The sequence below is a fragment of the Pseudomonas sp. BF-R-26 genome (genome assembly GCF_019947395.1).
GTDB classification, from domain to species: domain Bacteria; phylum Pseudomonadota; class Gammaproteobacteria; order Pseudomonadales; family Pseudomonadaceae; genus Aquipseudomonas; species Aquipseudomonas farris.
Genome location: NZ_JAGYGK010000003.1, coordinates 170,795 through 197,729 on the forward strand (window position 1 = coordinate 170,795; position 26,935 = coordinate 197,729).

A 26,935-nucleotide genomic window follows, 5' to 3' on the forward strand; every position below is an offset into this window, starting at 1 on the left:
AGGGCGCGGGCAAGGTTTGCGATTCTACCGCCTGCGCGGGGTTGGGTCATTGGTCGGCTGGGAACCGTGTTTTGCAAGGCTGGTCTAGTCTTTGGCGTCTGGAACCTAAACCCCAAGGAGAGTGCACCATGAGTATTTTTAGCTTTGTGAAAGAAGCAGGCGAAAAACTTATCGATCTGCTGACACCTGGCAATGCGAATGCAAGCGAGCAGCTGAAGGAACACATCAGCAAGGTCGGCCTGGGTAATCCGAATGTTCAGGCGACAATCGAGGGTGACAAAGTCATCGTCACCGGTGAAGTGGCGAGTCAGGAAGAGAAGGAAAAGATTCTGTTGGCCGTGGGCAATATTGCCGGTGTCGGCAGTGTTGATGACCAGATTACTGTGACTGGACCGGTGGCGAAGGCCGCTCGTTTCGTTACCGTGAAAAAGGGCGACACCCTCAGCGCGATTTCCAAGGCCGAATACGGCGACGCGAACAAGTACAACAAAATCTTCGAGGCCAACAAACCAATGCTTTCGCACCCGGACAAGATCTATCCGGGGCAGGTGTTGCGGATTCCTGAATAAGGCTTGAGATCGCTATCGCGGGCAAGCCCGCTCCCACAGGTTTTGTGTCGTTCACGAAGGATGCGAACGACACAGATCCTGTGGGAGCGAGGCTTGCCCGCGATGCAGGCGACTCGGTCTAAAGCCCGGCAATCAATTCCCGATAATCCCCCACCGCCGCAAACTCGGCCGTGTCCTTAGGCCCTTTGCGGCTGTCCGGCTCGCTCACGGCCAACAGATGCGCCACACCAAAATTGCGCGCACTGCGCAGAATCGGCAACGTATCGTCGATAAACAGACTGCGCGTCGGGTCGAAGCCGATGTCGGCCTGCAAGGCATCCCAGAACTGCGGGTTTTCCTTGGGGAAACCGTAATCGTGGGAGCTGATCAACCGCTCGAAATACGGTGCCAGTTCAATTCGTTCCAGCTTCAATGACAGCGAGTCGCGGTGGGCGTTGGTGATCAGTACCACGCGTTTGCCGGCCCGTTTGATCGCCGCCAGAAAAGTATCTGCATCTGGACGCAGGGCGATCAGGTGCGCGGTTTCCAGTTTCAGTTCGCGCACCGACAGCTTCAGCTCAGCGCTCCAGAAGTCCAGGCAGTACCACTGCAACTGACCGGCATTGCGTTCGAACAGCGGCTGCAATTCCAGCTCCGCCATGGCCCGACTCACCCCATGCAGCTCGGCATAACGCTGGGGCAGGTGCTCCATCCAGAAATGGTTGTCGTAGTGCAGGTCCAGCAGCGTGCCGTCCATATCCAGTAGAACGGTATCGATGTCGCGCCAGGGCAGCAGGGACATAAAAAACTTCTCCAGCGGTAAAAAAGATATCCGAGGTAAACAATCAGGATAGGCCGGGTATAGTAACGCGTTCACGCCAAGGAGCCTCTCATGCGCCAGAAACCCACCGTACTCGCCCGCGAGATCGTCGCCACCAGCCGTTTGTTCTGTGTCGAAGAGCTGAAGTTGCGCTTTTCCAATGGCGTGGAGCGCACTTACGAGCGACTGGTCAGCAAAGGCACCGGCCATGGCGCAGTAATGATTGTGGCGATGCTGGACGCGGAACACGCGGTATTGGTGGAGGAGTACTGCGGCGGCACCGATGCATACGAATTGTCCCTGCCCAAAGGCTTGATCGAGCCGGGCGAAGACGTGTTGGCAGCGGCCGAGCGGGAGCTCATGGAAGAGGCCGGGTATGGCGCGCGGCAGCTGGAACATCTGACCGAGTTGTCTTTGTCACCCGGCTACATGAGCCAGAGGATCCAGGTGGTGCTGGCCACCGACCTGTACGAAGAACGCCTGGAAGGCGACGAGCCCGAGCCGATGGGAGTGGAAAAAATCAACCTGCGTGAGTTGTCGTCTTTGGCGCAAAACCCTCGGTTCACCGAAGGCCGTGCCTTGGCGGCGCTATATCTGGCCCGGGACTTACTGACTCAACGTGGGGTGTTTTTGCCGTGAACTTGAATTTTCCCCATCCGTTGATGGCGCCAGTCGTTGAACTGGCTTTGAAGGCTGGCGAGGCGATCCTGCCGTTCTGGCGCGTCAACGTTGCAGTGACTGCAAAGTCCGATGATTCTCCGGTCACCGCCGCTGACATGGCCGCTCATCATCTGATTCTGGCCGGGCTGACGACGCTGGATCCGAGCATTCCGGTGCTGTCCGAAGAGGACGCCAATATCCCCCAGAGCGTGCGCGCCGGCTGGCAGCGCTGGTGGCTGGTCGATCCGTTGGACGGGACCAAGGAGTTTATCTCTGGCAGCGAAGAGTTCACCGTCAACATTGCGCTGATCGAGCAGGGACGTGTGGTGTTTGGCGTGGTGTCGATGCCGACCAACGGGCGCTTTTATGTCGGCGGTGCCGGATTGGGTGCCTGGCGTGGCGATAAAGGTGCCGAGCCGTTGCCGATTCAGGTTCGCGAGATTCCGGCTACGGGTGAAGCCTTTACGGTGGTCGCCAGTCGTCGGCATTCGAGCCCTGAGCAGGAGCGGTTACTCGCGGGGTTGAGCGACAGCCTGGGTGAGCTGCAACTGGCGAATATCGGCAGCTCGCTGAAATTTTGCCTGCTGGCGGAAGGGGCGGCGGATTGTTATCCGCGGTTGGCGCCGACGTCTCAATGGGACACCGCCGCGGCTCAAGGCGTGCTGGAAGGTGCGGGGGGGGAGGTGCTGGATTTGAGCGGTGAGCCGTTCTGCTATCCGGCGCGGGAGTCGTTGTTGAATGAGTTTTTCCTGGCGCTGCCGGCTAAGGCGGCATGGCGGGAAAAGCTGCTGAAACTCGCACGCTCCTGAGTACGCCGTACCTCTGTGGCGAGGGGGCTTGCCCCCGTTGGGCTGCGCAGCGGCCCCAAATCCAGCCACCGCGAAATATCAGTTAACCCCCGTTGTCTGAATGGCGACTGCTGCGCAGTCGGACGGGGGCAAGCCCCCTCGCCACAGGTTCTGTATTTGGTTCTGGTTCCTAGCGGTGCAGCACGTACTGTCCCACGAACTTCACCGCATCCTCTTCACTCCCGGTATTCACAATCCGCGAATGCAGCGTCAACCGCGCCCGCCCATACCGTTCATACATCGTCAGAAACTTCTTCCACACCGCCGCACTCGGTGCCTGGCAAATCGCCGTCGCGTCCATGGTGACCGGCAGCGGGTAGCTGATCTGCCCTTCCTGAATCACGATGTGCCCGTCTTCAATGCCTGCTTCGTGCAAACGCAAATGCAACCAGCCCCAGCCGGCCAACACCGCGCCGCAATACAGGCTGCCACCGAACATGGTGCTCTTGTGATTGACGTTGGCCTCCAACGGCAGATGCAGGCGCAGTTGTTGGTCGTGCCAGTCGAGCACTTTGAGGCCCATCTTCCGCGTGAGGGGAATGTCGTGATGGAGGATCGATTCCAGGTGACGACTGTCGCGGTTCATTCACGGGCCTTTTGTTTGAAGGGGATGATTTTACGGTAGCTCAATCAAGGTCGTCGGTGGGGTTGCTGGCGCCGGCGTCGGCGAAGTTCAGACCATGCTTGCGCAGTTTGTCATGCAAGGTTTTGCGCGGAATCCCGAGTGCTTCGGCGAGGCTGCGCACGGAGCTGTGAGAGCGCGTCAGTTCGGCGGCAATCAGGCTTTTCTCGAAGTTCTCCACTTGCTCGCTCAGACCGCCGCTGACCACTTCAACCGTGGTGCCGACGCCGCCATCCGTCGCGCTGTTGTCCAGCGCCAGTTCCAGGCCCAGGGCAAAGCGTTCGGCGGCGTTCTGCAGTTCACGCACATTGCCTGGCCAGGTGTGACGCAGCAGCAGCGCCCGGTGCCCCGGTTGCAATTCGTGGGGTGGTAAACCATGGCGGGCGCTGGCTTCATCAGCGAAATGCTGGAACAGCATCAGCGCATCTTCGCCCCGTTCGCGCAGCGGCGGAATGCGCAGCGGCGCGACGTTCAGGCGGTAATACAAGTCGGCACGGAAACGGCCCTGATCGGCGGATTGACGCAGGTCTTCCTTGGTCGCGGCGATGATGCGGATGTCCAGCGGGATCAGCTGGTTGCCACCCAAGCGCTCGACGACCCGCTCTTGCAGCAAGCGCAGCAGTTTCACCTGCACGTCCAGGCTCATGCTTTCGATTTCATCGAGGAACAACGTGCCGCCGTTGGCGAATTCGAACTTGCCGATGCGGCGCTTCTGCGCGCCGGTAAACGCACCGGGCTCGTGACCGAACAGCTCGCTTTCCACCACCGACTCAGCGAGGGCCCCGGCGTTGATCGCCACGAACGGGCCGTTACGCCGACTCGACAGATCGTGCAGTGCGCGGGCCACGACCTCCTTACCCGCACCGGTTTCGCCGAGGATCAGCACATCGGCCTTGGTCGCCGCCAGTGCACCGATCTGCTCACGCAGGCGCAGCATCGGCGCCGATTGCCCGACCAGTCGAGCGCTCAGTTCGTTGCGATCGCTCAGGGCCAGGCGCAGGCTGCGGTTGTCCAGCACCAGCCGGCGCAGGTCCAGGGCACGACGTACGCTGTCGAGAAGGGAGTCGCTGGCGAAAGGTTTTTCCAGAAAGTCATAGGCCCCGGCGCGCATGGCTTGTACCGCCAACGGCACATCGCCGTGGCCGGTGATCAGCAACACCGGAAGCTCCGGGTCCTGGGCGTGGAGTTCGGTCAGCAGTTCGAGACCGTCCATGCCCGGCATGCGGATGTCGCTGACCACCACCCCCGGCCAGTCGCGTTCCAGTTGCCCGGCCAGGCCTTTGGCTTCAGCCAGCGGCAGGATTTTCAGGCCTGCCAGGTCCAGGGTCTGGCTCAGGGCCTGGCGCAGGTGGGGATCGTCGTCGATCAACACGACCTGAATGCGGTTGTCGATGGTCATGCACTTCGGTCCTCGGACGGTTGCAGGCTCACACCCGGTGCGCCTGCGCGCAACTTCAGGGTAATCAGGGCGCCGCCTTCTTTGTGGTTGGAGAACGACAGTTCACCACCGAAGGCGCGCATCAGGGTGTCGCAGATCGCCAGCCCCAACCCAAGCCCCTGAGTGCGGGTCTTGGTGGTGTAAAAGGGCTCGCCGGCACGACCCAGCGCTTCCAGGCAGAACCCGGGGCCGTTGTCGCGAATGTACAGATTGACGCCGTCGGCGGTGGACTCGGCACTCAACCAGAGTTTACGCGGCGGGCCTTTTTCCGTCAGGGCATCGAGGGCATTGGCCAGCAGATTACCGAGTACTTGGCGCAGGCGGGTTTCCCCAGCCTCGACCCACAGGGTGGCGGCTGGCAGGTCACGGATCAGCTCGACTTCCATGCTGCGCCGACGCTTGGCCAATAACGCCAGCGCGTCGTCCAGTGCCGGTTGCAGGGCCACGCTTTCCGGGGCGTGGCGATCACGCCGGGCGAAGGCGCGCAGGTGGGCGATGATCGAGGCCATGCGCCCGGTCAATTCGCTGATCAGCTTGAGGTTGCCGCGAGCATCTTCGGTGCGCTGATGATCGAGCAGTACTTCGGCGTTTTCCGCGTAGCTGCGGATCGCTGCCAGCGGTTGGTTGAGTTCATGGCTGATGCTTGCCGACATCGTCCCCAGCGCTGAGAGCTTGCCGGCCTGCACCAGGTCATCCTGCGCGCGCACCAGCTCCTGCTGAGCGTGTTCGCGCTCCAGCACTTCCTGCTTCAGTCGACGGTTGAGGCCTTCGAGATCGCTGGTCCGTTCGGCGACCCGGCCTTCCAGTTCCTGGCGGGCCTTGCCTTCGAAGGCGATCCGCTCCAGGTAATGGCGTCGGCGCTGCATCATCAGGCCGAGCAGCAACATCAAAACCAACAGTGTTGCGCCGCCGATGGCCACGACCGTGCGTACCGGGCGATCGATCAGGGTACGCGGTGCAAGGATACTGACGCTCCAGCCGGTTTCTTCGATCTGTTGCGTTTGGGGCAGCCAGGCGTTGGCGTCGAGATTCAACGGCTTGGGATCGCGGGTCGGGTAGGGTTGAATCGCGGTAATGGCCTCGCGTTCCGCATCGCTCAATGGACGGGTCGAGCGGAAACGCCACTCGGGCCGTGACGTGAGGATGACCACGCCATTGTGGTCGGTCACCAACAGTTGTTCCGGGGTTTTGCCCCAGAGGCTTTCGGTGTGGTCGAGGTCGACCTTGACCACCAGCACGCCGATGATTTTTTCGCGATCACGTATCGCCGCCGCAAAGAAGTAACCGCGTTTGGCCGAAGTGGTGCCCAAGCCGAAGAAACGCCCCAGACGCCCGGCCATGGCTTCACTGAAATAAGGACGGAAAGCGAAATTACGGCCGACGAAGCTGTCATGTTTGTCCCAATTGGAGGCCGCCAGCGTCTTGCCGGTGGTGTCCATCAGGTACATCACTTCGGCACCGGTCTGGGCGCTGATGTTTTTCAGCAGGCGATTGGCATTGCCTTGAACCACGCCCTCGTCGGGTGCGGACAATGTCGCACGCAGCGCGGGCAACTCGCCGAGGATCTGTGGCAACACTTCATATCGGTGCAGGGTACCCAGCAGGTTGGCGACGTAGAGATCGAGGGTCTGACGGTTCTGCCCGGCCAGTTCGCTGCGGTAGTAACGCTCGGCCAGATGCTCCAGCGGCCAAAGCAAGGGCGCCAGGCACAGCGCGAGCAACGCCAGGCTGCGCCAGCGGGGTCTGCGGGGGAGAGTTGGTGTCATGAGCATCAGGCGCCTGTGGGTACAGATGCATTATGCCTAGGCTTGCGGGCGCAGTCTGCGCACCTGGGATCAAGTGCGCGCTGGCGGTGAAAATTCACACAGGAATTCAGGAAAAGACTTCGGCGTCCTTGAAGAACGCGGCGGACTGATCCTTGGCCGACAGTTTCGGTGCTTCGTTCAGCTGCCAGTCAATGCCCAGGTCCGGATCGTCCCAGCGAATGCTGCGCTCGGCCGACGGGGTGTAGTAGTCGGTGGTTTTGTAGAGGAACTCGGCGAAATCGCTCAGCACCACGAAACCATGGGCAAAACCTTCCGGCACCCAGAGTTGGCGATGGTTGTCGGCGGACAGGCGCACCGCCACCCATTTGCCGAAATGCGGCGAGCTGCGGCGAATATCCACCGCCACATCTAGCACCTCACCGGAAGTGACGCGCACCAGTTTGCCCTGAGTGTTTTCCAGTTGGTAATGCAGACCGCGCAGTACACCTTTTTGCGAGCGGGAATGGTTGTCCTGAACGAACTGGGTGTTCAGGCCGGTTGCTTCTTCGAAAGCCTTGGCGTTGAAGCTCTCATAGAAGAAACCGCGCTCGTCACCAAATACCTTGGGTTCGATGATCAGAACACCGGGCAGGTCGGTGGTGACTACATTCATGGTGTTTCTCCAGCAATAGGCGTGATGGCCGACATTCTTACGCAAAGTGGTGGTTGGTGCGAGTGGTGTGGTGAAGAGAGTTGCGCGGGCATTTGATTCGCGCCAACCAGGAAGGGGGGTTGCGTATCGCCCGAAGCAGTGGCGATATAAGCGCCTAATAAAATTTCAGGGGATCGTTGTATGCCGCTCGCCACGTTGATTCACCGCGCCAGTCTGCCCAGCCCGCAGGTGTCTGCGGCGCAAGCGCTTGAGCTGTTGAAAGAGCATTACGGGTTGAGCGGACGATTACAGACGCTTGGGAGCCAGCAGGATCTCAATTTCCGGGTCGACAGCGAGCAGGGGCGTTTCGTCCTGAAAATCTGCCGTGGCGATTATTCGACGCTGGAGCTGCAAGCCCAGCATGCAGGGCTCAAGCATCTGGCTGAACATCCCGGTGTGCAGGTGCCGCGAGTTATCCCGGCCAGGAACGGCGCAGACCTTCTCTCTCTGGAGGTTGGGGGGCAGGCGGTGCACGTGCGCCTGCTTGATTACATCGACGGCCAATCCCTGACGCACCTCGATCATCTAAGCCATTCAGTGGTTGCCGGTTTCGGTCGGCTCTGCGGCGAAATGGACCTGGCGCTGGCCGGTTTCGATCATCCTGGCCTTGAGCGCACCCTTCAATGGGACGCCCGCCACGCCAATGCGTTGATCGCGCATCTGCTGCCGGTGATCAAGGATGAGCGGCAACGAGCGTTGATTGCTGAAGCGGCCGAACAGGCCGAGCGCCATTTGCAGCCCTTGGTGGAAAAGCTGCCGGTGCAGGCGATTCACATGGACATCACCGACGATAACGTGGTCTGGCAGCGGGATTCGCAGCGCCAATGGCAGTTGCAGGGTGTCATCGATTTCGGCGATCTGGTCCGAACCTGGCGGATCACCGATCTGTCGGTGACCTGCGCCGCGCTGCTGCACCATGCCGATGGCGATCCGTTCTGCATTTTGCCGGCTGTTCGGGCTTATCACGCGGTCAATCCGTTGCAGCAAGAAGAGTTGCGGGCGTTATGGCCGCTGATCGTCGCCCGCTCGGCAGTGCTGGTGTTGAGTGGCGAGCAGCAGGTCAGCATCGATCCGGGCAATGAGTACAGTCGCGACAACCTGACCCATGAGTGGGAAATTTTCCGTGTTGCCACATCGGTGTCGTTGGAATTGATGGAGGCGGCGATTCTTACCGCAGTCGGTCAAAGCCTGCCGAGCATCGGCAGTGAAAGCTTCGCGCCATTGTTGCCGAGTCTGGTTGGGCGTGAATTTGCGTTGATCGATCTGGGCGTGCTCAGTCCGCATTTCGAGGCGGGTAATTGGGAGCAAGAGGGGATCGACCAGCGTCTGCTGACTGAGGCCGCCGCAGCTCACGGTCTAGCGGCCAGTCGTTACGGGCAATACCGGCTGTCTCGCACCCGGCCAGACTGTGCCAGCGAACCGGACACATGCCCATTGCACGTAGAGTTGCGAGTGCCCCATGGCACGGCGGTTGAGTCACCGTTTGCCGGGGTGGTTCATCAGCCGACAGAGGGTGTGCTGCAACTGGATGGCCCGCAACTGAGCGTTCGTCTGTGGGGCGTGACTCCATCGCTGCACACCGGCGCGGCGCTGGTCAAAGGTCAGGTGCTGGGTTCGGTCAGCGGGCCGTTGATCGTGCAGTTGTGTCGAAGCGCTCAGCTAGACGCGCCATTGTTTTGTACGCCTTCGCGCGCGGCAGCCTGGCAGGCACTGTGTCCGTCACCTGCCGTGTTGTTGGGCCTGGCCTGCGATGCGGAAGAAGAGCTCGACCCGCAGACATTGCTGGCCCGTCGTGACGCGAGTTTCGCTCGCTCCCAGAAGCACTATTACGTCGACCCGCCGCGCATCGAGCGTGGCTGGCGCAATCACCTGATCGACATGCAGGGTCGTTCTTACCTCGACATGCTCAACAACGTCGCGGTCTTGGGTCACGGCCATCCGCGCATGGCTGCCGTCGCCAGCCGGCAGTGGTCGTTGCTCAACACCAACTCGCGTTTTCACTACGCGGCGATTGCCGAGTTTTCCGAGCGTTTGCTGAAGCTGGCACCGGACAACATGGATCGCGTATTTCTGGTCAACAGCGGCACTGAGGCCAATGACCTGGCGATCCGTCTGGCCTGGGCTTATAGCGGCGGTCGCGACATGCTCAGTGTGTTGGAGGCTTATCACGGCTGGTCAGTGGCGGCGGATGCGGTTTCGACTTCGATTGCCGACAACCCCAAGGCCTTGAGCAGCCGTCCGGACTGGGTGCATCCGGTGACCGCGCCGAACACCTATCGCGGTGAGTTTCGTGGCGTCGACAGCGCGCCGGACTACGTGCGCAGCGTCGAGCACAACCTGGCGAAAATCGCCGAGCAGAAACGCCAGTTAGCCGGTTTCATCTGCGAGCCGGTGTACGGCAATGCCGGCGGTATCTCGCTGCCGCCGGGCTATCTGAAGCAGGTCTATGCGCTGGTTCGCGCTCAGGGCGGAGTGTGCATCGCCGACGAAGTGCAGGTCGGTTACGGCCGCATGGGCAAATTCTTCTGGGGTTTCGAAGAACAGGGCGTGGTCCCGGACATCATCACCATGGCCAAAGGCATGGGTAACGGCCAGCCGTTGGGCGCAGTCATTACCCGCCGGGAAATTGCTGAAGCGCTGGAGGCCGAGGGTTACTTCTTCTCGTCGGCCGGTGGCAGCCCGGTCAGTTGCCGGATCGGCATGGCAGTGCTGGATGTGATGGAAGAAGAAAAACTCTGGGAAAACGCCCAGGTTGTGGGCGGGTATTTCAAGGAACGTCTTGAAGCGTTGATTGATCGGCATCCGTTGGTGGGCGCAGTGCATGGTTCCGGCTTCTATCTGGGCGTGGAGTTGATCCGCAATCGCGAAACCCTGGAGCCTGCGACTGAAGAAACCACGGCGTTGTGCGATCGCCTTCGTGAGTTGGGAATCTTCATGCAGCCGACTGGAGATTACCTGAACATTCTCAAGATCAAGCCGCCGATGGTTACGTCGCGTCAGAGCGTGGATTTCTTTGTCGACATGCTGTCGAAGGTTCTCGAAGAAGGGTTGTAAATACATACCCCTGTGGGAGCGAGCCTGCTCGCGAAAGCGGTCGAACATGCAATATTGATGTCGACTGACCCTCCGCTATCGCGAGCAGGCTCGCTCCCACAAGGGATCGCGTTAAATTCGATTATTATCTGGATTAAGTGAGAAATTTCAGACGGAAAGAATATTTACCGCTTTAAAAGCCGATTTTTATCGGCTATAAAGTCGCCATTGCCCACGGTGTGGATGAACCACGCCCGGTGCTGCCTCTTTCTGTCATCGGTCGATGCCACCCTCGACCCTCAAGCACTTGCCCAGGAGATGATTCATGAGCCGTATCGTTACCGTCGCCGCTACCCAGATGGCCTGTTCCTGGGACCTTGAAGCCAACATCGAGACCGCTGAGAAGCTGGTCCGTGAGGCTGCGGCGAAAGGCGCGCAAATCATCCTGATCCAGGAGCTGTTCGAGGCGCCGTACTTCTGCCAGAAACCGAACCCGGATTACCTGCAGCTGGCCACGACCGTTGAAGACAACGTCGCCATCAAGCACTTTCAGAAAGTCGCCAAAGAACTGCAGGTTGTTCTGCCAATCAGCTTCTACGAGCTGGCCGGCCGCGCGCGATTCAACAGCATCGCAATCATCGATGCCGACGGCAGCAACCTCGGGATTTATCGTAAAAGCCACATCCCGGACGGCCCTGGCTACCACGAAAAGTACTACTTCAACCCGGGCGATACCGGCTTCAAAGTCTGGAACACCCGTTACGCGAAAATCGGCGTGGGCATCTGCTGGGATCAGTGGTTCCCTGAGTGCGCCCGCAGCATGGCGCTGCAAGGTGCGGAAATCCTGTTCTACCCGACCGCCATTGGCAGCGAGCCACACGACAAGACCATTTCGTCCCGCGACCACTGGCAGCGCGTACAACAAGGCCATGCCGGCGCCAACCTGATGCCGCTGATTGCCAGCAACCGCATCGGCAACGAAGAGCAGGACGGCTACGACATTACCTTCTACGGCTCGTCGTTCATTGCCAACCAGTTTGGCGAGAAAGTCCAAGAGCTGAATGAAACAGAAGAAGGCATTCTGGTTCACAGTTTCGACCTCGATGAGCTGGAGCACATCCGCAGCGCATGGGGCTCGTTCCGTGACCGTCGCCCGAACCTGTACGGCGCGATCAAAACCCTCGACGGTTCCCTGGAGTCCTGAACCATGACCACTTTGAACAGCACCCCTCGCACCGACGGCTTTTACATGCCCGCCGAATGGGCACCACAGACCCAGACCTGGATGGTCTGGCCCGAGCGCCCGGACAACTGGCGCCTGGGCGGCAAACCGGCACAAGCCGCGCATGTGGCGGTGGCCAAGGCCATCGCGCGTTTCGAACCGGTGACCGTGGCGGTTTCCGCCGGCCAGTACGAAAATGCTCGTGCCCGTCTCGACGTGCCGAATATTCGTTTGGTGGAGATGTCCAGCGATGATGCTTGGGTTCGGGATACTGGCCCGACGTTCGTCATCAACAACCGTGGCGAAGTCCGTGGTGTGGATTGGGACTTCAATGCCTGGGGCGGTTTCGACGGTGGTCTGTATTCGCCGTGGAACCGTGACTCGCAGGTGGCGAGCAAGATCCTCGAAATCGAACGCAGCCCGCGCTACCGCACCGAAGGTTTTGTGCTCGAAGGCGGCTCGATCCATGTCGATGGCGAAGGCACCCTGATCACCACCGAAGAGTGCCTGCTCAACCGCAATCGCAATCCGCACATGGACCGTGCACAAATCGAAGCGGTGCTCAGTGCAAATCTGGCTGTGGATAAGATCATCTGGTTGCCGGACGGTTTGTTCAACGACGAAACCGACGGCCATGTGGATAACTTCTGCTGCTACGTGCGTCCGGGCGAAGTGCTGCTGGCCTGGACCGACGACCCGCAGGACCCGAACTACCCGCGCTGCCAGGCGGCGATGAACGTGCTGCAAAACAGCACCGATGCCAAGGGGCGCCCATTCACGGTGCACAAGATGCCGATTCCCGGGCCGCTGTACGCGACCGAAGACGAGTGCGCTGGCGTGGATCCGGTTGACGGCACTCAGGAGCGAAATCCGACCGTTCGTCTGGCTGGCTCTTACGTGAACTTCCTGATCGTCAACGGCGGCATCATCGCGCCGAGCTTCGACGACCCGTTGGACGGTCCGGCCAAAGAGATTTTGCAGGCTTTGTTCCCGCAGCACGAAGTGGTCATGGTGCCGGGTCGCGAACTGTTACTGGGGGGCGGTAACATCCACTGCCTTACCCAACAACAGCCCGCGCCGCACAAGGAGTGAGTGAGGTTGTAACAGCCGGAGTTGATTGAAGAATCGATTGAGCAACGATTTAACCTCGTTATTTCACAGAAAGCCCGCAGCCCATCAGGACTGCGGGCTTTTTTGTATCCACTTGTCGACACTTCGAAAACATTGGCACAGCTCTTGTATCTTCGATGGCGCAACATGGGGAGGGAGAGAACTTCGATGTTCTGTCATAAACCTTGGATAAGTTAGCCGCTCACAAACCAGGAGAGAGCGCTGAGATGAACGCCGAAATGAACGTCGTGAGCGAGCGGGCAATGCATCCCCTGGCAGTTAACAGCGAATCGCTCCAGGTCTTGGCGCAGTGGTTGAAGTCCAATGGAACGCGTCAGATCAGGGAACCTGATCCGCGCCGGATGATGATCGAGCGCTACCCCGCTGGTTTATTCAGCGAGGCGGAACTGGAAGCACTGTGGGATGTGATGGAAGGATAAGAAGAAAAACAAAGGATTGATAAAAGCGCTGCCGGGAAGGCGGCGCTTTTTTTATGCCTGTTGAAAAATTGGCGCTTGTCAGGACGTCAAGATCGCAGCCTTCGGCAGCTCCTACATAGATCGGCGTAGGAGCTGCCGCAGGCTGCGATCTTTTGATCTTGCCAAGGCCATCACCTGGCGGAAGAAAAAAGCATTCGACCGATTCATGAAACAGACTGAAAGCCATTCCAGCGTTTTTCCGAAACTGTCTGGGGATTAACCTGCAGGCATTGAGTTTTCCTACTTTGTTGCCGGAGTCCTCCCATGATCCTTCACTACATTTACGACCCATTGTGTGGCTGGTGTTACGGCGCCAAGCCACTGGTGCAGGCCGCCCAAAGCGTGTTGCCGGTGATCGCCCACGGTGGTGGCATGATGACCGGCGCCAACCGCCAGACCGTTTCGCCACAACTGCGCAATTACGTCATGCCCCACGACCGACGCATCGCCGAGTACACCGGCCAGCCGTTTGGCGAGGCGTATTTTGAGGGTTTGCTGCGCGATGAAACCGCGGTGTTCGATTCCGCGCCGCCGATTGCCGCCGTGCTGGCAGCCGAGCAGATCGCTGGACGTGGTCTAGCGTTGTTGGGGCGTTTGCAGACGGCTCATTACGTGGAAGGTCGACGCATCGCTGACGAAGCTGTTCTGCTGGAACTCGCCACAAAGACCGGCCTTGAACCTGAGGCGTTCCAACAGGCATTTAATGAAGCCGACACCGAGCGCCATATCAAGGACAGTCGCGCACTCTTGGCCAATGTTGGCGGTCAGGGTTTCCCGACCTTCGCGCTGGAACAGGATGGCCAGTTCACCCTGGTCGACATCGGCCCGTGGCTCGGCAAGCCGCAAGCTTTCGCCCAATGGCTGGGTCAGTCGTTTGCGGCGAAGGAGTCTTCATCCGCGTTTCAAACCTGTGGCCTCGACGGCTGCGCCCATTGAATTCAGCTGGAGTCACCATGGATAACCTGAGCCTGATCAAAAGCACGTACGAAGGCGCCAACTCCCAGGAGAATGCGCGCAATACCGCCGCGGCGCTGGCCGATGACGCCCGCTGGACCGAAGCGGCGGGTTTTCCCTACGCCGGGACCTATGTCGGTTTCGACGCTATCGTCGAAAATGTCTTCAAGCGCCTGGCCACCGAGTGGGAAGATTTTCAGTTCAAGGTCGAGAACTACGTCGCACAGGGCGACAAGGTGTTTGCCTATGGCAACTACAGCGGAATCTACAAAGCCACTGGCCGCCCGATGAATGCTCGGGTCGCTCACTTGTGGACCCTGGCTGACGGCAAAGTCACGCATTTCGAACAATTCGTCGACAGCCACACCGTGCAATTGGCTATCGCTGACAAGTGATTTCTTAGACGATTTTCGCCTATTCACAGACGATTCATGAAATTGACACCTTATTAAGGGCACGGATAGGATGCGCCGCACGCCTGTGGCTAACCGCCATGACTCACAAAACAATAAAAGGCCCGCCGCGAATTTTCGTGGGCGGGCCTTTTTGTTTTTGAGTGAAAAAAGAGCGCGATAGCGCCATTTCAGTTGTTCGACACAGCGCGTATCAACCCGTAATAAGGAAAATAACATGTTGAACAAGCGAATCAGCCTGATCGCACTGGGGATGTTGAGCGCCACACAGGCCATGGCTAACGACCAGGCCGAGTCCAAGGGTTTTGTTGAAGACAGCAGCCTCAAAGTGCTGCTGCGCAACGCCTATATCAATCGTGACTATAAAGACGGCAACCCGGACAAAGCCGAATGGGGCCAAGCGGCCATCGGTACTTTCTCGTCCGGTTTCACCCAAGGCACCGTCGGTGTGGGTGTGGACGCCTTCGGTCTGTACGCACTGCGTCTGGACGGCGGCAAGGGCCGCAGCGGCGCCGGTGGTATCGACTTCTTCAAGCAGGGCGATAGCGGCAACGCAGCTGACGACCTGTCGAAGGGGGGCGCGGCAGTCAAGTTCCGCCTCTCCAGCACCACGCTGACCTATGGCGACCAGATGCCGGCCCTGCCGGTGCTGAACTACGACAACTCGCGCCTGCTGCCGGAAAGCTACACCGGCACCCTGATCACATCCAAGGAGATCAAAGGCCTGGAGCTGAACGCAGGTCGCTTCACCGCCGAATCGCGTAAAAGTGCTGAAGGCCGTGACAGCGGTGGCTTGAAGTCGATCAACGTGTTGGGCGGTAGCTACCAGTTCACCGAACAGTTCAAGGCTGCGCTGTACGCGTCCGACGTCGAAGATGTGCTGAAGAAGCAATACGTGAACGCCAACTACGTGTTCCCGATCGACAAGGATCAGTCCCTGACCCTGGACTTCAACGGCTACCGCACCAAGCTGGACGATTCCTACGTCCGCGAAAGCGGTGCTACCGGCGACGACAACAAGATCTGGAGCCTGGCAGCGACCTTCGCCACGGGCCCGCACTCGTTCACTCTCGCTCACCAACGCAGCACCGGCGACAGCAACCTGGGCTACGCCTACGGCGGCTACCAGAAGGATCAAGGTCGCGTCGGCGACGGCGGTAACACCATCTACCTGGCGAACTCCTACTGGTCCGACTTCAACGCCGAAGACGAACGCAGCTGGCAGTTGGGCTACGGTCTGGACTTCCGCGCTTTCGGCATTCCTGGCCTGAGCTACAACTTCGCCTATGTTCGCGGTGACAACATCACCACCTCCACCAGCGAAGGCGGCACCGAGCGCGAGATCTTCAACCAGTTCAAGTACGTCGTGCAAAGTGGCCCGGCCAAAGACCTGAGCGTGAAGGTACGCAGCTCGATCCTGCGCGTGTCGCAGAAATCCAGCGAGTACAACGTCAGCGGCAACGAACTGCGCGTGTTCGTGGATTACCCGATCAACATCTTCTGATGATCGTCTGAGTTGTTCAGACTCGATAAAAACCCCGACTGGTTCGGGGTTTTTTTCCGCCTTGTGACCGTAAGAACATACGAAAAATGGCTGTTTTCGATCGCAAAAAGTCGAATTAAAGCAACTTCATACTGCGTTTCAATCAACGCTTGATATGCCTGAAATTCTTTCTCATGGGCCGCAAATCCTGCACCTACTAGATTAAGCCGCTAAATGCAGTGGAGACCTAGTAATGATCGTTTTGAACAGAGAAGTTGGCGAATCGCTACGGCGCGACAAGTATGTCAACGTCCAGGGAGCCGACTTCAATCTCTTCGGTCATTTTTCCGACTTCGTCAGATTGACCAAAAGTTGGGAAAGCATGGAGCCGGACAGTTATTACGGCCAGGCCGATGCGGGCATGCGTTTCCGTCGTTACAGCGATTTCGAATACAACCCGGTCACCCGTGACTTGACGCAGCTGGAACACCGCGCCTACGTGCAATCGAAGGCCAACAACAGCTATGTCGGCGGGCTGGAGCGGCACTTCCAGGACTTCTCCAATGAAGTCATCAATTCGCCGGTGATGCGCAGCCTCATCGATGCGGATTTCGAGGTGTACAAAAACGTATTGCCGCCGGAGTTGCACGACGAAATCTGGCAATGCCAGATCCATCAGATCCGCATCGAGATCAAGCCAGGCAAGCAACTGGAAATTACCCCTGAAGGTATTCACTGCGACGGTTATCCGTTCAGCGGTGTGCATTTCTGGGGCCGCAACAACGTGGATGGGGCCGAGAGCCGTTTGTATTCGGCCCAAGAGGAACCATTGGCGGCGACGACCTATCTGGAAATCCTCGACACCACCTACTTCCTCGATCGCGACATGCGTCACTACGTGACACCGGCACGCAACACCCACGCTCACGAAATGGCCTATCGGCAGATTCTGGCAATTTCCTTCTCGCGGCCCGGGACCGCTTTCGACATTGTTCGCTGAACAGCTAGATCCCATGATGCACATCGCCGAGTGCGCTGCACCGGTGATGTTGCAGCGCGCGATGGCCAAGGATGCCCAACGTCTGGAACGCTTCTTTCGGCAATTCGAAGAAGTGTCATTCTGTGAATGGCAGGACGCCAAATGCCTGCGCGGTGTGTTGGAGCAGAAAACCACCACCGCGTTCCTCGCGCTCGATGTCTGCGGCGAAGTGGTCGGCGCGGTGTTGGGTGGCATGCTCGGCAGCCGCGGCACCATCAATCACCTGGCGGTGAGCCCGGTGTATCGCAGCCAGGGCGTTGGTCAGCGCCTGGTGGAAGCGGCTTCGGCAGACATGAAACGAGTCGGTGTGCTGCGGATGTTCCTGTTCGTCGACGATGCTAACCTTGCCGGCAAACGTTTTTGGAGTGCTCAGGGCTTTTGCGAGCCGAGCGGCGAAACTACCTTTGAGAGGGACCTATGAATGAGACGTCCAGCAGCCAGCCGCTGATGGTCGAGCCCCAGCCCTCGCGCACGTTCGCTGAAGCCAGCCCGGTTATTGCGGGCTACTTCACGGTGTCGTTTGTGTTCGGTTTGATGGCCGTCAATGCCGGATTGCCAGTGTGGCTGCCGGTCGCGATGTGCCTGTTCGTCTACGCCGGTGCCTCGCAGTTCGCCGCCCTGGCGCTGATCTCCAGCGGCGCGTCACTGACCACCATCATCCTCACCACGTTTCTGATCAACGCGCGGCACATGCTGATGTCGGTCTACATGGCCAAGGCCTTGCAGGCGATGGGGCTCAGTCGTCTCGAGCGCTGGTGTTATGCCGGCGGGCTGACCGATGAATCGTTCGCCTTCCACAGCGTCAAACTGGGCAAGGGCACGCCGGTCAATGTGCGTTACCTGATCGGCTTCAATCTGTATTGCCACACGTCGTGGGTGCTGGGCGGTTTGCTGGGAGCAATTTGCGCGCAGTACGCGGCGCACCTGATCAAATATCAGCTCGACTATGCGCTGACCGCGATGATGCTCTACGTGCTGGTATCGCTGTGCAACACCCGCAATAAACTGATCGCCGCACTGGCCGCGGTTGCCTGCATGGGGGCCCTGAGCCTTATCGGCAGCTCACCCTTCAACGTGTTCATCGCCACATTTGTGGGCTGCGGGGTGGGTGTATGCCTGACCAAACGTTCCTGATCCTGGTCGTCGTGCTGATGATGGCCGTGACGTTCCTGCCGCGCGCGTTGCCGCTGCAGGTGAGCACCGATCATTGGCCTCCCCTGGTCGCCCGGGCGCTGGAATACCTGCCGGTGGCGATCGTCGCTGCAATCAGCCTCACGCCGCTGTTGATCAAGGATCAGCAGGTGCAGCTCGATCGCCCGGAATTTTATGCAGCCATTCCGACGTTGTTATGTGCGTATTTCAGCAAAAACCTCTTTCTCAGCGTAGCGGTGGGAACGGCTGCGTACATCGCGCTCGGGTCGTTCATGTAGCGACAGAGCGACTACGTCGTTCAGGGCCTGGCCCGACAACTCGGAGTTATTGACCGCCAGCCGCACTTCGAGGGAGTCCTCGAAACCCGGGAAAATGGTCAAGCCATTACGCAGGGCCGCCTCACGGGAAACCATGCCGAGGCCGTCCATTTGCGTGATCAACGACAGGGTCAGGGTCTCGCTGCAGGAATAGATCATCCGCTTGCCTGACTCGTAATTACCAAGGCCAGCGTCGAGAAAGCGCAAGAAACTGTGGGAATACGGACAATCGTCGGCAGGACGAACCTGAAACTTATTGCCGAGCAGCATCAGCGGATCGTTTTCCTCACCGCAATGAGCACCAACCACCTGCACCTGGACATGGGGCAGGGCAATGCTGGGTAACCCCGGCTGCTGCGGCCCGATCAGCACGGCCAGGTCGAAGTCCTCATTCTTCAACTTGCTGAGGTTTTCCATCGACTCGGCGTAGCTGAATTCCAGTTGATAATCAGGAAAAACCTCAATGAGGCGTCCGATCATGCGCCGGTTGAAGTCGGCCGAGAGCGTGGTGTTAAGTGCAACCTTGAGCGTGCGCTGCCCCGGCACCTTGAGCGCGGCGGCTTTTTCTTCCAGTTGCCGCGTAGCGACCAACACTTTGTCCATGTAGGGCGTGAGCTCCGTGCCCTGCGTTGTCAGAGTCAGCCCCTTGTTGGAGCGACGAAACAACCGAAAACCGAACTGCTCTTCGACCTTGTTCAACTGCGCGGCCAATGCCTGCACGGTCAAACAGGAATGCTCTGCCGCCGCCGACAATGAGCCGGTCTGCACAATGCGCATGAGGTTACGTAAGGTTCTGCTATCCATTTGGGTAATGCCCTCTAAAGTGGGCTGGCTATTGTTGTGTACTGATCGCCCCGGTGGGCGTCGGTCGCGTGCTGGCTATGATCCTGCACCTGAGCATGCTTGTCCCGAGTTTAGTAGCGAAATGATTCTGCGTCCGATGGCTGGAGGCTTACACAGGATTGGGGTTTTTGGTGGGGCGTAGGTGATCGGGGTCAGAAAATGGCCCGGAAGGGGGATGTGTGGGTGTTTTCTGGATATCAGCGAAACCTTTTTCCAAGGCAAAAAAAAGCAGCCTGATCAGGCTGCTTTCATGAATAGGTGCTTGATATTGTGCTCCCTCAAGCAGGGGAGGAGAGGTTTACCCGAGCGCTGATTTTCAGGTCATCAACGGGGCTCCTACATCGACTATCGCCACCTGAAGGCAGTCGGTTTCGCGCTCTCGATTAAATTGTCTGCCCCTGTATGGCGGGTGTCAACGGGTGTCTTTGACCGTGTGTCGGAGTTTTTTAGTCTGGGAAAAGCTGCGCGAAGTTCTTTTCGGAAAAGGGGAATAGGTCGATACGTTTACGAATTAAAATTTCATATTTGTTCGTATCTGTACTAGTCTGAAATCAAGATATCGCACATTCAAGGAGGCTATCCCCATGCCTGCCTCAACCATCGTCCTCAGCCCACAGCAACAACTCGAGACTCCCGAAGCCGGTCGAGTCGCGCTCAAATTTTTCTTCAATCTAATGGAACGCTGGGGCTGCACCGCCGAGCAACAACGCACCCTTTTGGGCAAAGTCGGCAACACCACTTTCTACAAGTACAAACACCTGCCGCCCAACGTGCGTCTGCCCCACGACACCCTGGAGCGCATCTCGTATTTGATGGGCATCCACAAAGCGTTGAGCATCATCTTCAGCAACAGCCACGAGCGCGCCTACACCTGGGTCAGCAGCCCCAACACCGCCGCGCCGTTCAATGGCCAGTCGGCGCTGTCCTACATGCTGGCCGGCCGCGTAGTCGACATCGCTGACGTGCGCCGCTACCTCGACGGAGTGCGCGGTTGATGGCGCCAGAGGTGGCCGACCCGCAATGGCCGCGGGCTTATCGGATCGTTAACAGCTGCTTCCCGCCGATCTCGTTGTTCGAAGACGTGCTCGACCCCGAAGACCTGCCCACTGCCTACGCGCTGGAAGCCCTGACCAACGATCGGCTGATGGAAGAAGCCGGCGTACTCGCCCGCGTGCGCCCCGAAGACCGCGTCTCCGGCCCTGGCTCCACACCGGTCATGGCCGCGTTCACCCACATCGGCAAAACCAGCCGCTTCACCGATGGCACCTTCGGCGTCTACTACGCCGCCAGCAGCCAGGCCGCCGCCATCGCCGAGACGAGCTATCACCAGGAACGCTTCCTCGCCGCGACCAACGAACCGGACCTCGAGTTGACCATGCGCACCTACGTCAACCGGGTCGTCAAACCGCTGCATGACATCCGTGGCGACTACCCACACCTGCACGACCCAGATCCCAACGCCTACGGCCCGGCCCAGGCCTTCGCCCGCCAACTGCGTGAAACCTTGTCCTGGGGATTGCTTTACAACAGCGTTCGTTTGCCGGGTCATGAATGTGTTGCCGCGTTTCGACCGCCCGCTGTGTCCATTCCGAAGCAAGGGAAGCACATTCGTTATGTGTGGAGTGCGAGCAGTCGGAAGATCTCGTTTGTGTTTGAAGTTAGTGAGATGTGAGCTCAACGAAGCGCAAAAAGCCCCGATGGGTTCGGGGGCTTCCGCGTCGCTGGACGAACACGCGTCGCATAAATGGAAAAACTGCGCACGTATCTAAATGGACTACATCAAAAGGGGCTAAGTCCTACTGCGGAAATAGCCTGCGATGACTACTAAACAGCATCCCTTAAATCGTCTACTGAGATGTTCGGAGGGCATCCACTGTTCCAGGTAGGAATCCATCATTTGAAGAGATTTGCATTTGTAAGTGAGGCGGCAACACGTGAGTACAAGGATTTGCCTGAGTGGGTACAGGATGAGTTCGGGAAAGACCTGATGCGTGTGCAGTACAGCGGCGATCCAGAGCTGGCAATAAAGCAACTGAGTTCAGTAGGTGCGGGGGCTATTGAGTTGATTATCAATGGCAGCCCGGCATACCGATGCATCTACATTGCGAAGTATGCGGACACCATTTTCGTCCTTCATTCATTCGTGAAGACGACGAATGGAACCGATCGTCATGCAATGGCTGTTGCGCAAGACCGGTTGAAGGAACTGAAAAGGGAGCTTCGAAAGATGGGTTACAACGTCTAGCAGGCGTGAGCTTGTGAAATGACGATCTGAGGCAAGGCCCCGGCATCGTTGGACGGCAACGTAAAAGTAGTGCGAAATCCGAGTCTATCCAGCATGTCCATCATTGCATCGATCGTAAATTTCTCGATCTTGCCAGTGGTTAGCTCGGAAACGCGTGATTGGGTCACATTTAACCTGACTGCAGCCTCACTCTGTTTGAGGCCCAGTTTTTTGATGCAATCAGTGATGAATATCGATAGCTCCATTTTCAACGCCATTTTGCTGGCGACTTCCTCGTCATGCGTGACATGGAACGGACTATCAAAGAATTGAAGTGCCATGAGCATTTATCCCGTTTTAGGCGGTATCTAAAATTTACGATAAATGGAGATTAGCCGATTGATCATTTTTGATGCAAACGTTTTTTGTGCTTGTCGATCACCGGCAAAATTAACGGCCACTTGCCGCGGTGCCTTCTTCGAAAATACGATGAGGTTTGTCAGCACGGATTGAAGCCCGTTTTGACCGCTGGCGGGCCTTACAGTTAGGCCATATTTTCCGGTGGCGTCTCCAATCGATATCGACGTAGTCATTACACCAAGTAACTAATGATGTTCCCGCCCCCACCTTTATCCCTCTGACCCAACCTCATACATTCATCTCCAACGCCTCCTCATCATTCCGATGAGAAGACCACTGGAGATTTCCCCATGCCTTTCGTAAGCGTACGCATCACCCGCGATGGCGTTACCTCGGAGCAGAAAGCTCAGGTGATCGCTGAAATCACTGAAACCCTGGAACGCGTCCTCAACAAGCGCCCGGACCTGACCCACATCGTGATCGAAGAAGTCGACACCGATAACTGGGGCTATGCCGGGATCACCACCACCCAGTACCGAAAACAACTCGCTGAGGAGCAGGGGCAGTCATGACCGCGTCCGTCACCATCGATTTCGTCTCCGACGTGGTGTGCCCATGGTGCGCCTTGGGTGCGACGGCGCTGGAGCAAGCGATCGAGAACCTGGCCAGTGAAGTCTCCGTCGAGCTGACCTTCAAGCCCTTTGAGTTAAACCCGGACATGCCAGCGGAAGGCGAGAACGCGGTCGAGCACTTGATGCGCAAGTCCGGACGCAGCGCCGAGGAAGTCGCCGCTGGCAAAGCGATGCAGATCGCTTGTGGTGAGGCCATCGGGTTCAAGTTCGATCTGGAGAAGCGCAGCCATTTCTACAACACGTTTGATGCTCACCGTTTGTTGTTCTGGGCGTTGCAGGAAGGGCGGCAGGTCGCGCTCAAGCGAGCATTGCTGCGCGCTTACTTCGCCGCCGGCCAGAACCCGAGCGATCACCAGACGCTGGTGCGTTTGGCTGCTGAAGCGGGGCTGGATGCGGAGCGTGCAAGCGAGGTGCTGGCCTCCGGAACGTTCGCCAACGAGGTGCGTGAGCTTGAAGCGTTTTACCGCGAGCGCGGCATCAATTCGGTACCGGCCATGGTGCTTAACGGTCGTCACCTGGTGTCCGGTTCGCAATCGGTCGAGTACTACGAACAGATGCTGAGGCAAATGGCGCAAGCCCCCGCGGAAGCCTGATTGATCACTTTTCAAACCATCATTTACTTAGTAGAGGTTCATCATGAGCAATTCTAAAAAAGTCATCGTTATTACTGGCGCCTCCCAAGGTCTCGGCGCAGGCATGGTCAAGGCCTTCCGTGATCTGGATTACAAAGTTGTCGCCACTTCGCGTTCGATCAAACCGTCCACCGACCCGGACATCCTCACCGTGGCGGGCGACATCGGCAACCCGGAAGTCGCCCAGCAAGTCATCCGTGAAGCCATCGAACGTTTCGGCCGTATCGATACGCTGGTCAACAACGCCGGGATCTTCGTCGCCAAGCCGTTCACCGCCTACACCCAAGAAGACTACGCCGCTGTGCTGTCGGTGAACCTGAACGGCTTCTTCTACATCACCCAACTCGCGATCACCGAGATGGAAAAACAAGGCAGCGGCCACGTCGTCAACATCACCACCAGCCTGGTGGACCATGCCATTGACGGTGTGCCCTCGGTATTGGCTTCGTTGACAAAGGGTGGCTTGAACGCGGCGACCAAATCCCTGGCCATCGAGTACGCCAAACGTGGGATTCGGGTGAACGCGGTTTCCCCGGGCATCATCAAGACGCCGATGCATGGTGAGGAAACTCACGAAGCCCTGGGGAGTTTGCACCCGGTTGGGCATATGGGTGAGATCAGCGACATTGCACAGGCTGTTGTTTATCTGGACAGTGCCAACTTTGTCACCGGCGAGATCTTGCATGTCGATGGTGGGCAGAGTGCGGGGCACTAAGACCAGGTTTTTCAAACCCCGGAAACAACAAAGCCCTCGCATTTCTGCGAGGGCTTCGTTTTGTATGGTGCGGGCACCAGGAGTCGATGGCTCCCGATGGAATCGGGAACGCAACATTCGGGATCAGATAGGCGCTTTGAATGTGCGGTTCATCAAGCAGTTACAATGTATATGAAAGCCATAAATCACTACATGGATGTTTACCAATGCTCAAGTTCAATGCTCATCTCGGTTTCCAATTCAATGAGTTGCCTTTTCTACAGCGCATCGAAGCTGCCGCAGCAGCTGGTTTTCGGGCGGTGGAGTTCCCGTCGCCATACGAATTCGACGCAAGTCTCCTGGCCGACCACCTGGCTCAATACAGTCTGCCGCTGATTCAGTTCGCTGCACCGGCTGGCGTTACCAAAGGCATCGCTGCCTTGCAGGGCAAGGAAGAAGAGTTTCGCAACGGGCTGCTCCAGGCCGCCAGCTATGCAAAGGCGCTGGCGTGTTCGGATGTCCACATCATGTCTGGCGTTACGACGCAGGATGATGCTGGGCGCATCTTCGGGGGCAACCTGGAATATGCAGTCAAGTATTTCGAAGATCAGGGTTTGCGGCCGCTTATCGAAGTGATCAGTTCGCAGGCGATGCCGGGCTACTACATGTCTGACTTCAGCAAGGCACAACAGGTGCTGGAGACCTTTCCAAGTGTTGGGCTGATTCTCGATCTTTACCATGCCCAGATTCTGACCGCAGATGCAGCAGATGTTCTGGACCGGTTTTATGACAGAACCGTCCATGTGCAGATTGCCGACTGCCCGGGTCGTCACGAACCGGGAACGGGGAGCATCGACTTTGCTGCCTTGTTCGCGGCGCTGGAGCAGCGTGGCTATCCAGGATGGATCGGTTGTGAATACCGTCCTTCCGGTTCTACCGTTGCGAGCCTTGACTGGATAAAGCAGCTAAATGCTTAGTGCTTGCGACGCGTGAACGGGTTTCGGATTTCACGTACGCCAGAAACAACAAAGCCCTCGCATTTCTGCGAGGGCTTCGTTTTGTATGGTGGCACCAGACGAACGGTAGCTTGCTGCGAGGCCAGGTTTTCTGCGGATCTGGAATTCGCTGGAAAATTCGGCGTACCCCAACTAGTAACTATAAATAAATCAGCTAGTTATGGCGTTCGGTGGAATCGAACTCGGGATTTTTTAGAGGTCAGCACGTTGTCAGTCTGCAAGTAATTCAGAGCCACATACGGAATGGTAAGCCTCCTGAACTCGAACGTTGTCGATTATCCCCTCCGTAGAGAATAGGCAGGAATCCGCCAAAAACTGCCGTGGTGACAGACAGCAGACGGCCAATTGCTGCCTGTCAACAACGATCCCTGTGACGAACCACCTTACAGGTTCAGGAATGGGCGTTGCGTCATCAGGGCGGTTAGTACCGATAAGTGGCCTGAACCGAAACCCCATTCGCACTGTTGTCGTAGTTGGCACTGTATTCCGGTTGAAGACCTGAGTTGTTCGATTGCTTTACCGAGACTTTGGAATCCCAGAGATAACCGTAAGCAAAGTCGATCGTCAGATCGGGATTCGGCGAATAAGCACCGCCCAAGGTCACGGCTTGGCGATTCCCGACCGGAACGCGCACGCTGCGATCGGCGTTCCTGATGGGCGACGGGTCATAGGCGTAGCCTGCGCGCAGTAGCCATTGCTGGTTCAATTGATAAGAGGCACCCAGAGCACCAGACCAGGTGTCACGCCAGTTCATTTCTTCGGTCACACTTCCCAGGCCAGCTGCCTGGCCCAGGGGGGAAAGACCGCTGTTGAGGGCCTCAACCTTCTGGATCCGACTCCAGCGTTTCCAGGTAGCTCCCAGGTAACCCGTCCAGCGACTGTTGAAATGATGGGTGATGGACGTATCCACGGATTCGGGCATCGTGAGATCTATCTTGTTGTCATACTTTCCATCCAGCGAAATAAAGCTCGGGGAGCCGGAAACCTCAGTATGCCCTTCAAGTTCATAGTCCACCTTCGAGTGATAGTTGATCCCCCAGCTGGTGGCCTCGGTAAAGTCAATCAAGATGCCGACGTTGTAGCCAAGTGCGGTGTCATCGCCTTTGATGGTGACCAGCGTGTCTTCGCCGTTGTTCAGGGCGCCGGTGGCCAGGTAGTTCTGAAGCTTTGCATTGAAGCGGTTTATGGTCGGTCCGCCACCAATGGACACGTAATCATTGATCCGCCAGGCAATGGTGGGCTGCAGGGTGATCTCCTTGGTCGTGCTATAGGAACCATGGTAACGGCCTTGAAAACTGCTCTCGTAATCATTGATCAGACCACTCGGAGCATACAGGCCCAGACCCATCGAAAAACGATCGTCAAGCGGCGTCGACATGTAGGCAAAGGGCACAACCCCCAAAGGGACCGAGTCCCCTTTGTTCGTTCCCGGGGCACTGCTCTGCGCGTCACTGATGTCATCGCTCACCGAGACGACCGCGGCTCCGCCGGAAATCTCGGTACGTTTCAATTTGGTCAAACCTGCAGGATTTCCAAAGATAGTGCTGGCGTCCAGCGCAGAAGACGATCTCCCCGCATAAGCAGTACCCGCACTGCTTGCACTTTGTTCATTTAAGGCAATGCCATTGGCTAGGACGCTTGTGGAAGCGCTGAGTATTGCCACGACACCTGCGAATTTAGTCCAGGCAGACACTTCTCCCACGACTGAGAGATACATGATTGCACGGTTGCTCAGTTTCATTTCCCACCTCGTATTGTTTTTATTGATTGGTGCGCAGGCAAAGCTTCACCTTCCGGTGCACTTGGCAGTGCCGGTTGGCGTTCATCGATGTTGTGAAAAGGTCCCTGTAGAAGGCACCTTGTAGCCCGATTCGCCGGCGTGCTCTGCTGCAGATGCTGCCTTGCGAGGTAATGACAAATAGCGCGGTGAGCGCGCGGA

29 protein-coding genes are annotated in these 26,935 nt (G+C 58.0%); 21 read left to right on the top strand and 8 right to left on the bottom strand.

Going from position 1 to position 26,935, the window contains the following annotated elements:
- Positions 1 to 128: 128 nt before the first annotated feature.
- On the top strand, positions 129 to 569 hold the full coding sequence (lysM, locus tag KGB18_RS04985) for a peptidoglycan-binding protein LysM (protein WP_008005230.1): 441 nt from the start codon (positions 129 to 131) through the stop codon (positions 567 to 569).
- A 118-nt stretch (positions 570 to 687) separates the two neighbouring features.
- On the opposite strand, the gene yrfG is transcribed toward lysM, so the two are convergent.
- Positions 688 to 1,350, bottom strand: a complete 663-nt coding sequence (yrfG, locus tag KGB18_RS04990) for a GMP/IMP nucleotidase (protein ID WP_030129609.1) — start codon at positions 1,348 to 1,350, stop codon at positions 688 to 690.
- A 90-nt stretch (positions 1,351 to 1,440) separates the two neighbouring features.
- On the opposite strand from yrfG, the gene nudE reads away from it, so the two are divergent.
- Both nudE and cysQ read left to right on the top strand, forming a co-directional pair.
- On the top strand, positions 1,441 to 2,007 hold the full coding sequence (nudE, locus tag KGB18_RS04995) for an ADP compounds hydrolase NudE (protein WP_123721690.1): 567 nt from the start codon (positions 1,441 to 1,443) through the stop codon (positions 2,005 to 2,007).
- On the top strand, positions 2,004 to 2,837 hold the full coding sequence (gene cysQ / locus KGB18_RS05000) for a 3'(2'),5'-bisphosphate nucleotidase CysQ (RefSeq protein ID WP_223569485.1): 834 nt from the start codon (positions 2,004 to 2,006) through the stop codon (positions 2,835 to 2,837). The genes nudE and cysQ overlap by 4 nt, the downstream gene beginning before the upstream one ends.
- Positions 2,838 to 3,006: 169 nt before the next feature.
- Here the strand turns inward: cysQ and KGB18_RS05005 are convergent, their stop codons facing one another.
- From KGB18_RS05005 to rfbC, 4 genes are all read right to left on the bottom strand, one after another.
- Positions 3,007 to 3,462 carry a thioesterase domain-containing protein gene (locus KGB18_RS05005; RefSeq protein WP_123721688.1) on the bottom strand — a complete coding sequence of 152 codons (456 nt, stop codon included), beginning with the start codon at positions 3,460 to 3,462 and terminating at the stop codon, positions 3,007 to 3,009.
- A 40-nt stretch (positions 3,463 to 3,502) separates the two neighbouring features.
- Positions 3,503 to 4,897, bottom strand: coding sequence for a sigma-54-dependent transcriptional regulator (locus tag KGB18_RS05010; protein ID WP_123721687.1), 1,395 nt, complete (start codon positions 4,895 to 4,897; stop codon positions 3,503 to 3,505).
- On the bottom strand, positions 4,894 to 6,702 hold the full coding sequence (locus tag KGB18_RS05015; protein ID WP_123721734.1) for an ATP-binding protein: 1,809 nt from the start codon (positions 6,700 to 6,702) through the stop codon (positions 4,894 to 4,896). The genes KGB18_RS05010 and KGB18_RS05015 overlap by 4 nt, the downstream gene beginning before the upstream one ends.
- Positions 6,703 to 6,808: 106 nt before the next feature.
- Entirely contained in the window at positions 6,809 to 7,354 is a 546-nt protein-coding gene (gene rfbC / locus KGB18_RS05020) for a dTDP-4-dehydrorhamnose 3,5-epimerase (protein WP_123721686.1), read from the bottom strand.
- A gap of 180 nt (positions 7,355 to 7,534) precedes the next feature.
- Between rfbC and KGB18_RS05025 the strand changes: the two genes are divergently transcribed.
- From KGB18_RS05025 to KGB18_RS05075, 11 genes are all read left to right on the top strand, one after another.
- On the top strand, positions 7,535 to 10,447 hold the full coding sequence (locus KGB18_RS05025; protein WP_123721685.1) for an aminotransferase: 2,913 nt from the start codon (positions 7,535 to 7,537) through the stop codon (positions 10,445 to 10,447).
- Between the two features lie 304 nt (positions 10,448 to 10,751).
- The gene (gene aguB / locus KGB18_RS05030; protein WP_008068730.1) at positions 10,752 to 11,630 is read left to right on the top strand and encodes an N-carbamoylputrescine amidase; all 879 of its coding nucleotides are present in this window, start codon (positions 10,752 to 10,754) and stop codon (positions 11,628 to 11,630) included.
- A 3-nt stretch (positions 11,631 to 11,633) separates the two neighbouring features.
- On the top strand, positions 11,634 to 12,740 hold the full coding sequence (gene aguA / locus KGB18_RS05035) for an agmatine deiminase (protein WP_123721684.1): 1,107 nt from the start codon (positions 11,634 to 11,636) through the stop codon (positions 12,738 to 12,740).
- A 245-nt stretch (positions 12,741 to 12,985) separates the two neighbouring features.
- Positions 12,986 to 13,198 carry a hypothetical protein gene (locus KGB18_RS05040; protein ID WP_008068732.1) on the top strand — a complete coding sequence of 71 codons (213 nt, stop codon included), beginning with the start codon at positions 12,986 to 12,988 and terminating at the stop codon, positions 13,196 to 13,198.
- A 303-nt stretch (positions 13,199 to 13,501) separates the two neighbouring features.
- The gene (locus KGB18_RS05045) at positions 13,502 to 14,173 is read left to right on the top strand and encodes a DsbA family protein (RefSeq protein WP_123721683.1); all 672 of its coding nucleotides are present in this window, start codon (positions 13,502 to 13,504) and stop codon (positions 14,171 to 14,173) included.
- 17 nt (positions 14,174 to 14,190) lie between these two features.
- Positions 14,191 to 14,586: a nuclear transport factor 2 family protein gene (locus KGB18_RS05050; RefSeq protein ID WP_123721682.1), complete on the top strand. Its 396-nt coding sequence runs from the start codon at positions 14,191 to 14,193 to the stop codon at positions 14,584 to 14,586.
- A 235-nt stretch (positions 14,587 to 14,821) separates the two neighbouring features.
- On the top strand, positions 14,822 to 16,108 hold the full coding sequence (locus KGB18_RS05055) for an OprD family porin (protein WP_223569486.1): 1,287 nt from the start codon (positions 14,822 to 14,824) through the stop codon (positions 16,106 to 16,108).
- Between the two features lie 232 nt (positions 16,109 to 16,340).
- On the top strand, positions 16,341 to 17,087 hold the full coding sequence (locus tag KGB18_RS05060; protein WP_123721680.1) for a 2OG-Fe dioxygenase family protein: 747 nt from the start codon (positions 16,341 to 16,343) through the stop codon (positions 17,085 to 17,087).
- A gap of 46 nt (positions 17,088 to 17,133) precedes the next feature.
- The gene (locus KGB18_RS05065; RefSeq protein ID WP_187326451.1) at positions 17,134 to 17,547 is read left to right on the top strand and encodes a GNAT family N-acetyltransferase; all 414 of its coding nucleotides are present in this window, start codon (positions 17,134 to 17,136) and stop codon (positions 17,545 to 17,547) included.
- Complete coding sequence (locus tag KGB18_RS05070; RefSeq protein WP_123721679.1) at positions 17,544 to 18,260, top strand: AzlC family ABC transporter permease; 717 nt, start codon at positions 17,544 to 17,546, stop codon at positions 18,258 to 18,260. Before KGB18_RS05065 ends, KGB18_RS05070 begins: the two co-directional genes overlap by 4 nt.
- The gene (locus KGB18_RS05075; RefSeq protein ID WP_038978526.1) at positions 18,239 to 18,556 is read left to right on the top strand and encodes an AzlD domain-containing protein; all 318 of its coding nucleotides are present in this window, start codon (positions 18,239 to 18,241) and stop codon (positions 18,554 to 18,556) included. The genes KGB18_RS05070 and KGB18_RS05075 overlap by 22 nt, the downstream gene beginning before the upstream one ends.
- Here the strand turns inward: KGB18_RS05075 and KGB18_RS05080 are convergent.
- Entirely contained in the window at positions 18,473 to 19,399 is a 927-nt protein-coding gene (locus KGB18_RS05080) for a LysR family transcriptional regulator (protein ID WP_123721678.1), read from the bottom strand. The genes KGB18_RS05075 and KGB18_RS05080 overlap by 84 nt on opposite strands.
- Positions 19,400 to 20,022: 623 nt before the next feature.
- Between KGB18_RS05080 and KGB18_RS05085 the strand changes: the two genes are divergently transcribed.
- The 3 genes from KGB18_RS05085 (at position 20,023) to KGB18_RS05095 (ending at position 21,683) form a co-directional block, all read left to right on the top strand.
- A complete protein-coding gene (locus KGB18_RS05085; protein WP_223569487.1) occupies positions 20,023 to 20,433 on the top strand; it encodes an MbcA/ParS/Xre antitoxin family protein in 411 nt (136 codons plus the stop codon).
- A complete protein-coding gene (locus KGB18_RS05090; RefSeq protein WP_123721677.1) occupies positions 20,433 to 21,110 on the top strand; it encodes an RES family NAD+ phosphorylase in 678 nt (225 codons plus the stop codon). The genes KGB18_RS05085 and KGB18_RS05090 overlap by 1 nt, the downstream gene beginning before the upstream one ends.
- A 225-nt stretch (positions 21,111 to 21,335) precedes the next feature.
- Complete coding sequence (locus tag KGB18_RS05095; RefSeq protein WP_123721676.1) at positions 21,336 to 21,683, top strand: type II toxin-antitoxin system RelE/ParE family toxin; 348 nt, start codon at positions 21,336 to 21,338, stop codon at positions 21,681 to 21,683.
- On the opposite strand, the gene KGB18_RS05100 is transcribed toward KGB18_RS05095, so the two are convergent.
- Positions 21,680 to 22,003, bottom strand: a complete 324-nt coding sequence (locus KGB18_RS05100) for a helix-turn-helix domain-containing protein (protein ID WP_123721675.1) — start codon at positions 22,001 to 22,003, stop codon at positions 21,680 to 21,682. The genes KGB18_RS05095 and KGB18_RS05100 overlap by 4 nt on opposite strands.
- A 369-nt stretch (positions 22,004 to 22,372) precedes the next feature.
- Here KGB18_RS05100 and KGB18_RS05105 point away from each other — a divergent pair, with 369 nt between their 5' ends.
- The 4 genes from KGB18_RS05105 to KGB18_RS05120 all read left to right on the top strand — a co-directional run bounded on the left by KGB18_RS05105 (position 22,373) and on the right by KGB18_RS05120 (position 24,957).
- Positions 22,373 to 22,594 (top strand): tautomerase family protein, encoded by a 222-nt coding sequence (locus tag KGB18_RS05105; RefSeq protein ID WP_123361089.1) that lies wholly within the window; start codon positions 22,373 to 22,375, stop codon positions 22,592 to 22,594.
- Positions 22,591 to 23,247: a DsbA family oxidoreductase gene (locus KGB18_RS05110; RefSeq protein ID WP_123721674.1), complete on the top strand. Its 657-nt coding sequence runs from the start codon at positions 22,591 to 22,593 to the stop codon at positions 23,245 to 23,247. The genes KGB18_RS05105 and KGB18_RS05110 overlap by 4 nt, the downstream gene beginning before the upstream one ends.
- Before the next feature lie 43 nt (positions 23,248 to 23,290).
- Positions 23,291 to 24,001, top strand: coding sequence for an SDR family NAD(P)-dependent oxidoreductase (locus tag KGB18_RS05115; RefSeq protein ID WP_123721673.1), 711 nt, complete (start codon positions 23,291 to 23,293; stop codon positions 23,999 to 24,001).
- Between the two features lie 206 nt (positions 24,002 to 24,207).
- On the top strand, positions 24,208 to 24,957 hold the full coding sequence (locus tag KGB18_RS05120) for a hydroxypyruvate isomerase family protein (RefSeq protein ID WP_223569488.1): 750 nt from the start codon (positions 24,208 to 24,210) through the stop codon (positions 24,955 to 24,957).
- Between the two features lie 460 nt (positions 24,958 to 25,417).
- Here the strand turns inward: KGB18_RS05120 and KGB18_RS05125 are convergent, their stop codons facing one another.
- Entirely contained in the window at positions 25,418 to 26,737 is a 1,320-nt protein-coding gene (locus tag KGB18_RS05125; RefSeq protein WP_108216159.1) for an outer membrane protein transport protein, read from the bottom strand.
- Between the last annotated feature and the right edge of the window lie 198 nt (positions 26,738 to 26,935).

Coding starts and splice junctions, on each gene's coding strand:
- KGB18_RS05075 (WP_038978526.1), top strand. CDS start 18,239: ATGCCTGACCAAACGTTCCTGATCCTGGTCGTCGTGCTGATGATGGCC.
- KGB18_RS05010 (WP_123721687.1), bottom strand. CDS start 4,897: ATGACCATCGACAACCGCATTCAGGTCGTGTTGATCGACGACGATCCC.
- KGB18_RS05100 (WP_123721675.1), bottom strand. CDS start 22,003: ATGGCACTTCAATTCTTTGATAGTCCGTTCCATGTCACGCATGACGAG.
- KGB18_RS05125 (WP_108216159.1), bottom strand. CDS start 26,737: ATGAAACTGAGCAACCGTGCAATCATGTATCTCTCAGTCGTGGGAGAA.
- rfbC (WP_123721686.1), bottom strand. CDS start 7,354: ATGAATGTAGTCACCACCGACCTGCCCGGTGTTCTGATCATCGAACCC.
- KGB18_RS05080 (WP_123721678.1), bottom strand. CDS start 19,399: ATGGATAGCAGAACCTTACGTAACCTCATGCGCATTGTGCAGACCGGC.
- KGB18_RS05015 (WP_123721734.1), bottom strand. CDS start 6,702: ATGACACCAACTCTCCCCCGCAGACCCCGCTGGCGCAGCCTGGCGTTG.
- KGB18_RS05120 (WP_223569488.1), top strand. CDS start 24,208: ATGCTCAAGTTCAATGCTCATCTCGGTTTCCAATTCAATGAGTTGCCT.
- KGB18_RS05110 (WP_123721674.1), top strand. CDS start 22,591: ATGACCGCGTCCGTCACCATCGATTTCGTCTCCGACGTGGTGTGCCCA.
- yrfG (WP_030129609.1), bottom strand. CDS start 1,350: ATGTCCCTGCTGCCCTGGCGCGACATCGATACCGTTCTACTGGATATG.
- KGB18_RS05115 (WP_123721673.1), top strand. CDS start 23,291: ATGAGCAATTCTAAAAAAGTCATCGTTATTACTGGCGCCTCCCAAGGT.
- KGB18_RS05050 (WP_123721682.1), top strand. CDS start 14,191: ATGGATAACCTGAGCCTGATCAAAAGCACGTACGAAGGCGCCAACTCC.
- nudE (WP_123721690.1), top strand. CDS start 1,441: ATGCGCCAGAAACCCACCGTACTCGCCCGCGAGATCGTCGCCACCAGC.
- KGB18_RS05025 (WP_123721685.1), top strand. CDS start 7,535: ATGCCGCTCGCCACGTTGATTCACCGCGCCAGTCTGCCCAGCCCGCAG.
- KGB18_RS05065 (WP_187326451.1), top strand. CDS start 17,134: ATGTTGCAGCGCGCGATGGCCAAGGATGCCCAACGTCTGGAACGCTTC.
- lysM (WP_008005230.1), top strand. CDS start 129: ATGAGTATTTTTAGCTTTGTGAAAGAAGCAGGCGAAAAACTTATCGAT.
- aguB (WP_008068730.1), top strand. CDS start 10,752: ATGAGCCGTATCGTTACCGTCGCCGCTACCCAGATGGCCTGTTCCTGG.
- KGB18_RS05105 (WP_123361089.1), top strand. CDS start 22,373: ATGCCTTTCGTAAGCGTACGCATCACCCGCGATGGCGTTACCTCGGAG.
- KGB18_RS05060 (WP_123721680.1), top strand. CDS start 16,341: ATGATCGTTTTGAACAGAGAAGTTGGCGAATCGCTACGGCGCGACAAG.
- KGB18_RS05045 (WP_123721683.1), top strand. CDS start 13,502: ATGATCCTTCACTACATTTACGACCCATTGTGTGGCTGGTGTTACGGC.
- KGB18_RS05040 (WP_008068732.1), top strand. CDS start 12,986: ATGAACGCCGAAATGAACGTCGTGAGCGAGCGGGCAATGCATCCCCTG.
- KGB18_RS05090 (WP_123721677.1), top strand. CDS start 20,433: ATGGCGCCAGAGGTGGCCGACCCGCAATGGCCGCGGGCTTATCGGATC.
- KGB18_RS05070 (WP_123721679.1), top strand. CDS start 17,544: ATGAATGAGACGTCCAGCAGCCAGCCGCTGATGGTCGAGCCCCAGCCC.
- KGB18_RS05055 (WP_223569486.1), top strand. CDS start 14,822: ATGTTGAACAAGCGAATCAGCCTGATCGCACTGGGGATGTTGAGCGCC.
- aguA (WP_123721684.1), top strand. CDS start 11,634: ATGACCACTTTGAACAGCACCCCTCGCACCGACGGCTTTTACATGCCC.
- KGB18_RS05005 (WP_123721688.1), bottom strand. CDS start 3,462: ATGAACCGCGACAGTCGTCACCTGGAATCGATCCTCCATCACGACATT.
- KGB18_RS05085 (WP_223569487.1), top strand. CDS start 20,023: ATGCCTGCCTCAACCATCGTCCTCAGCCCACAGCAACAACTCGAGACT.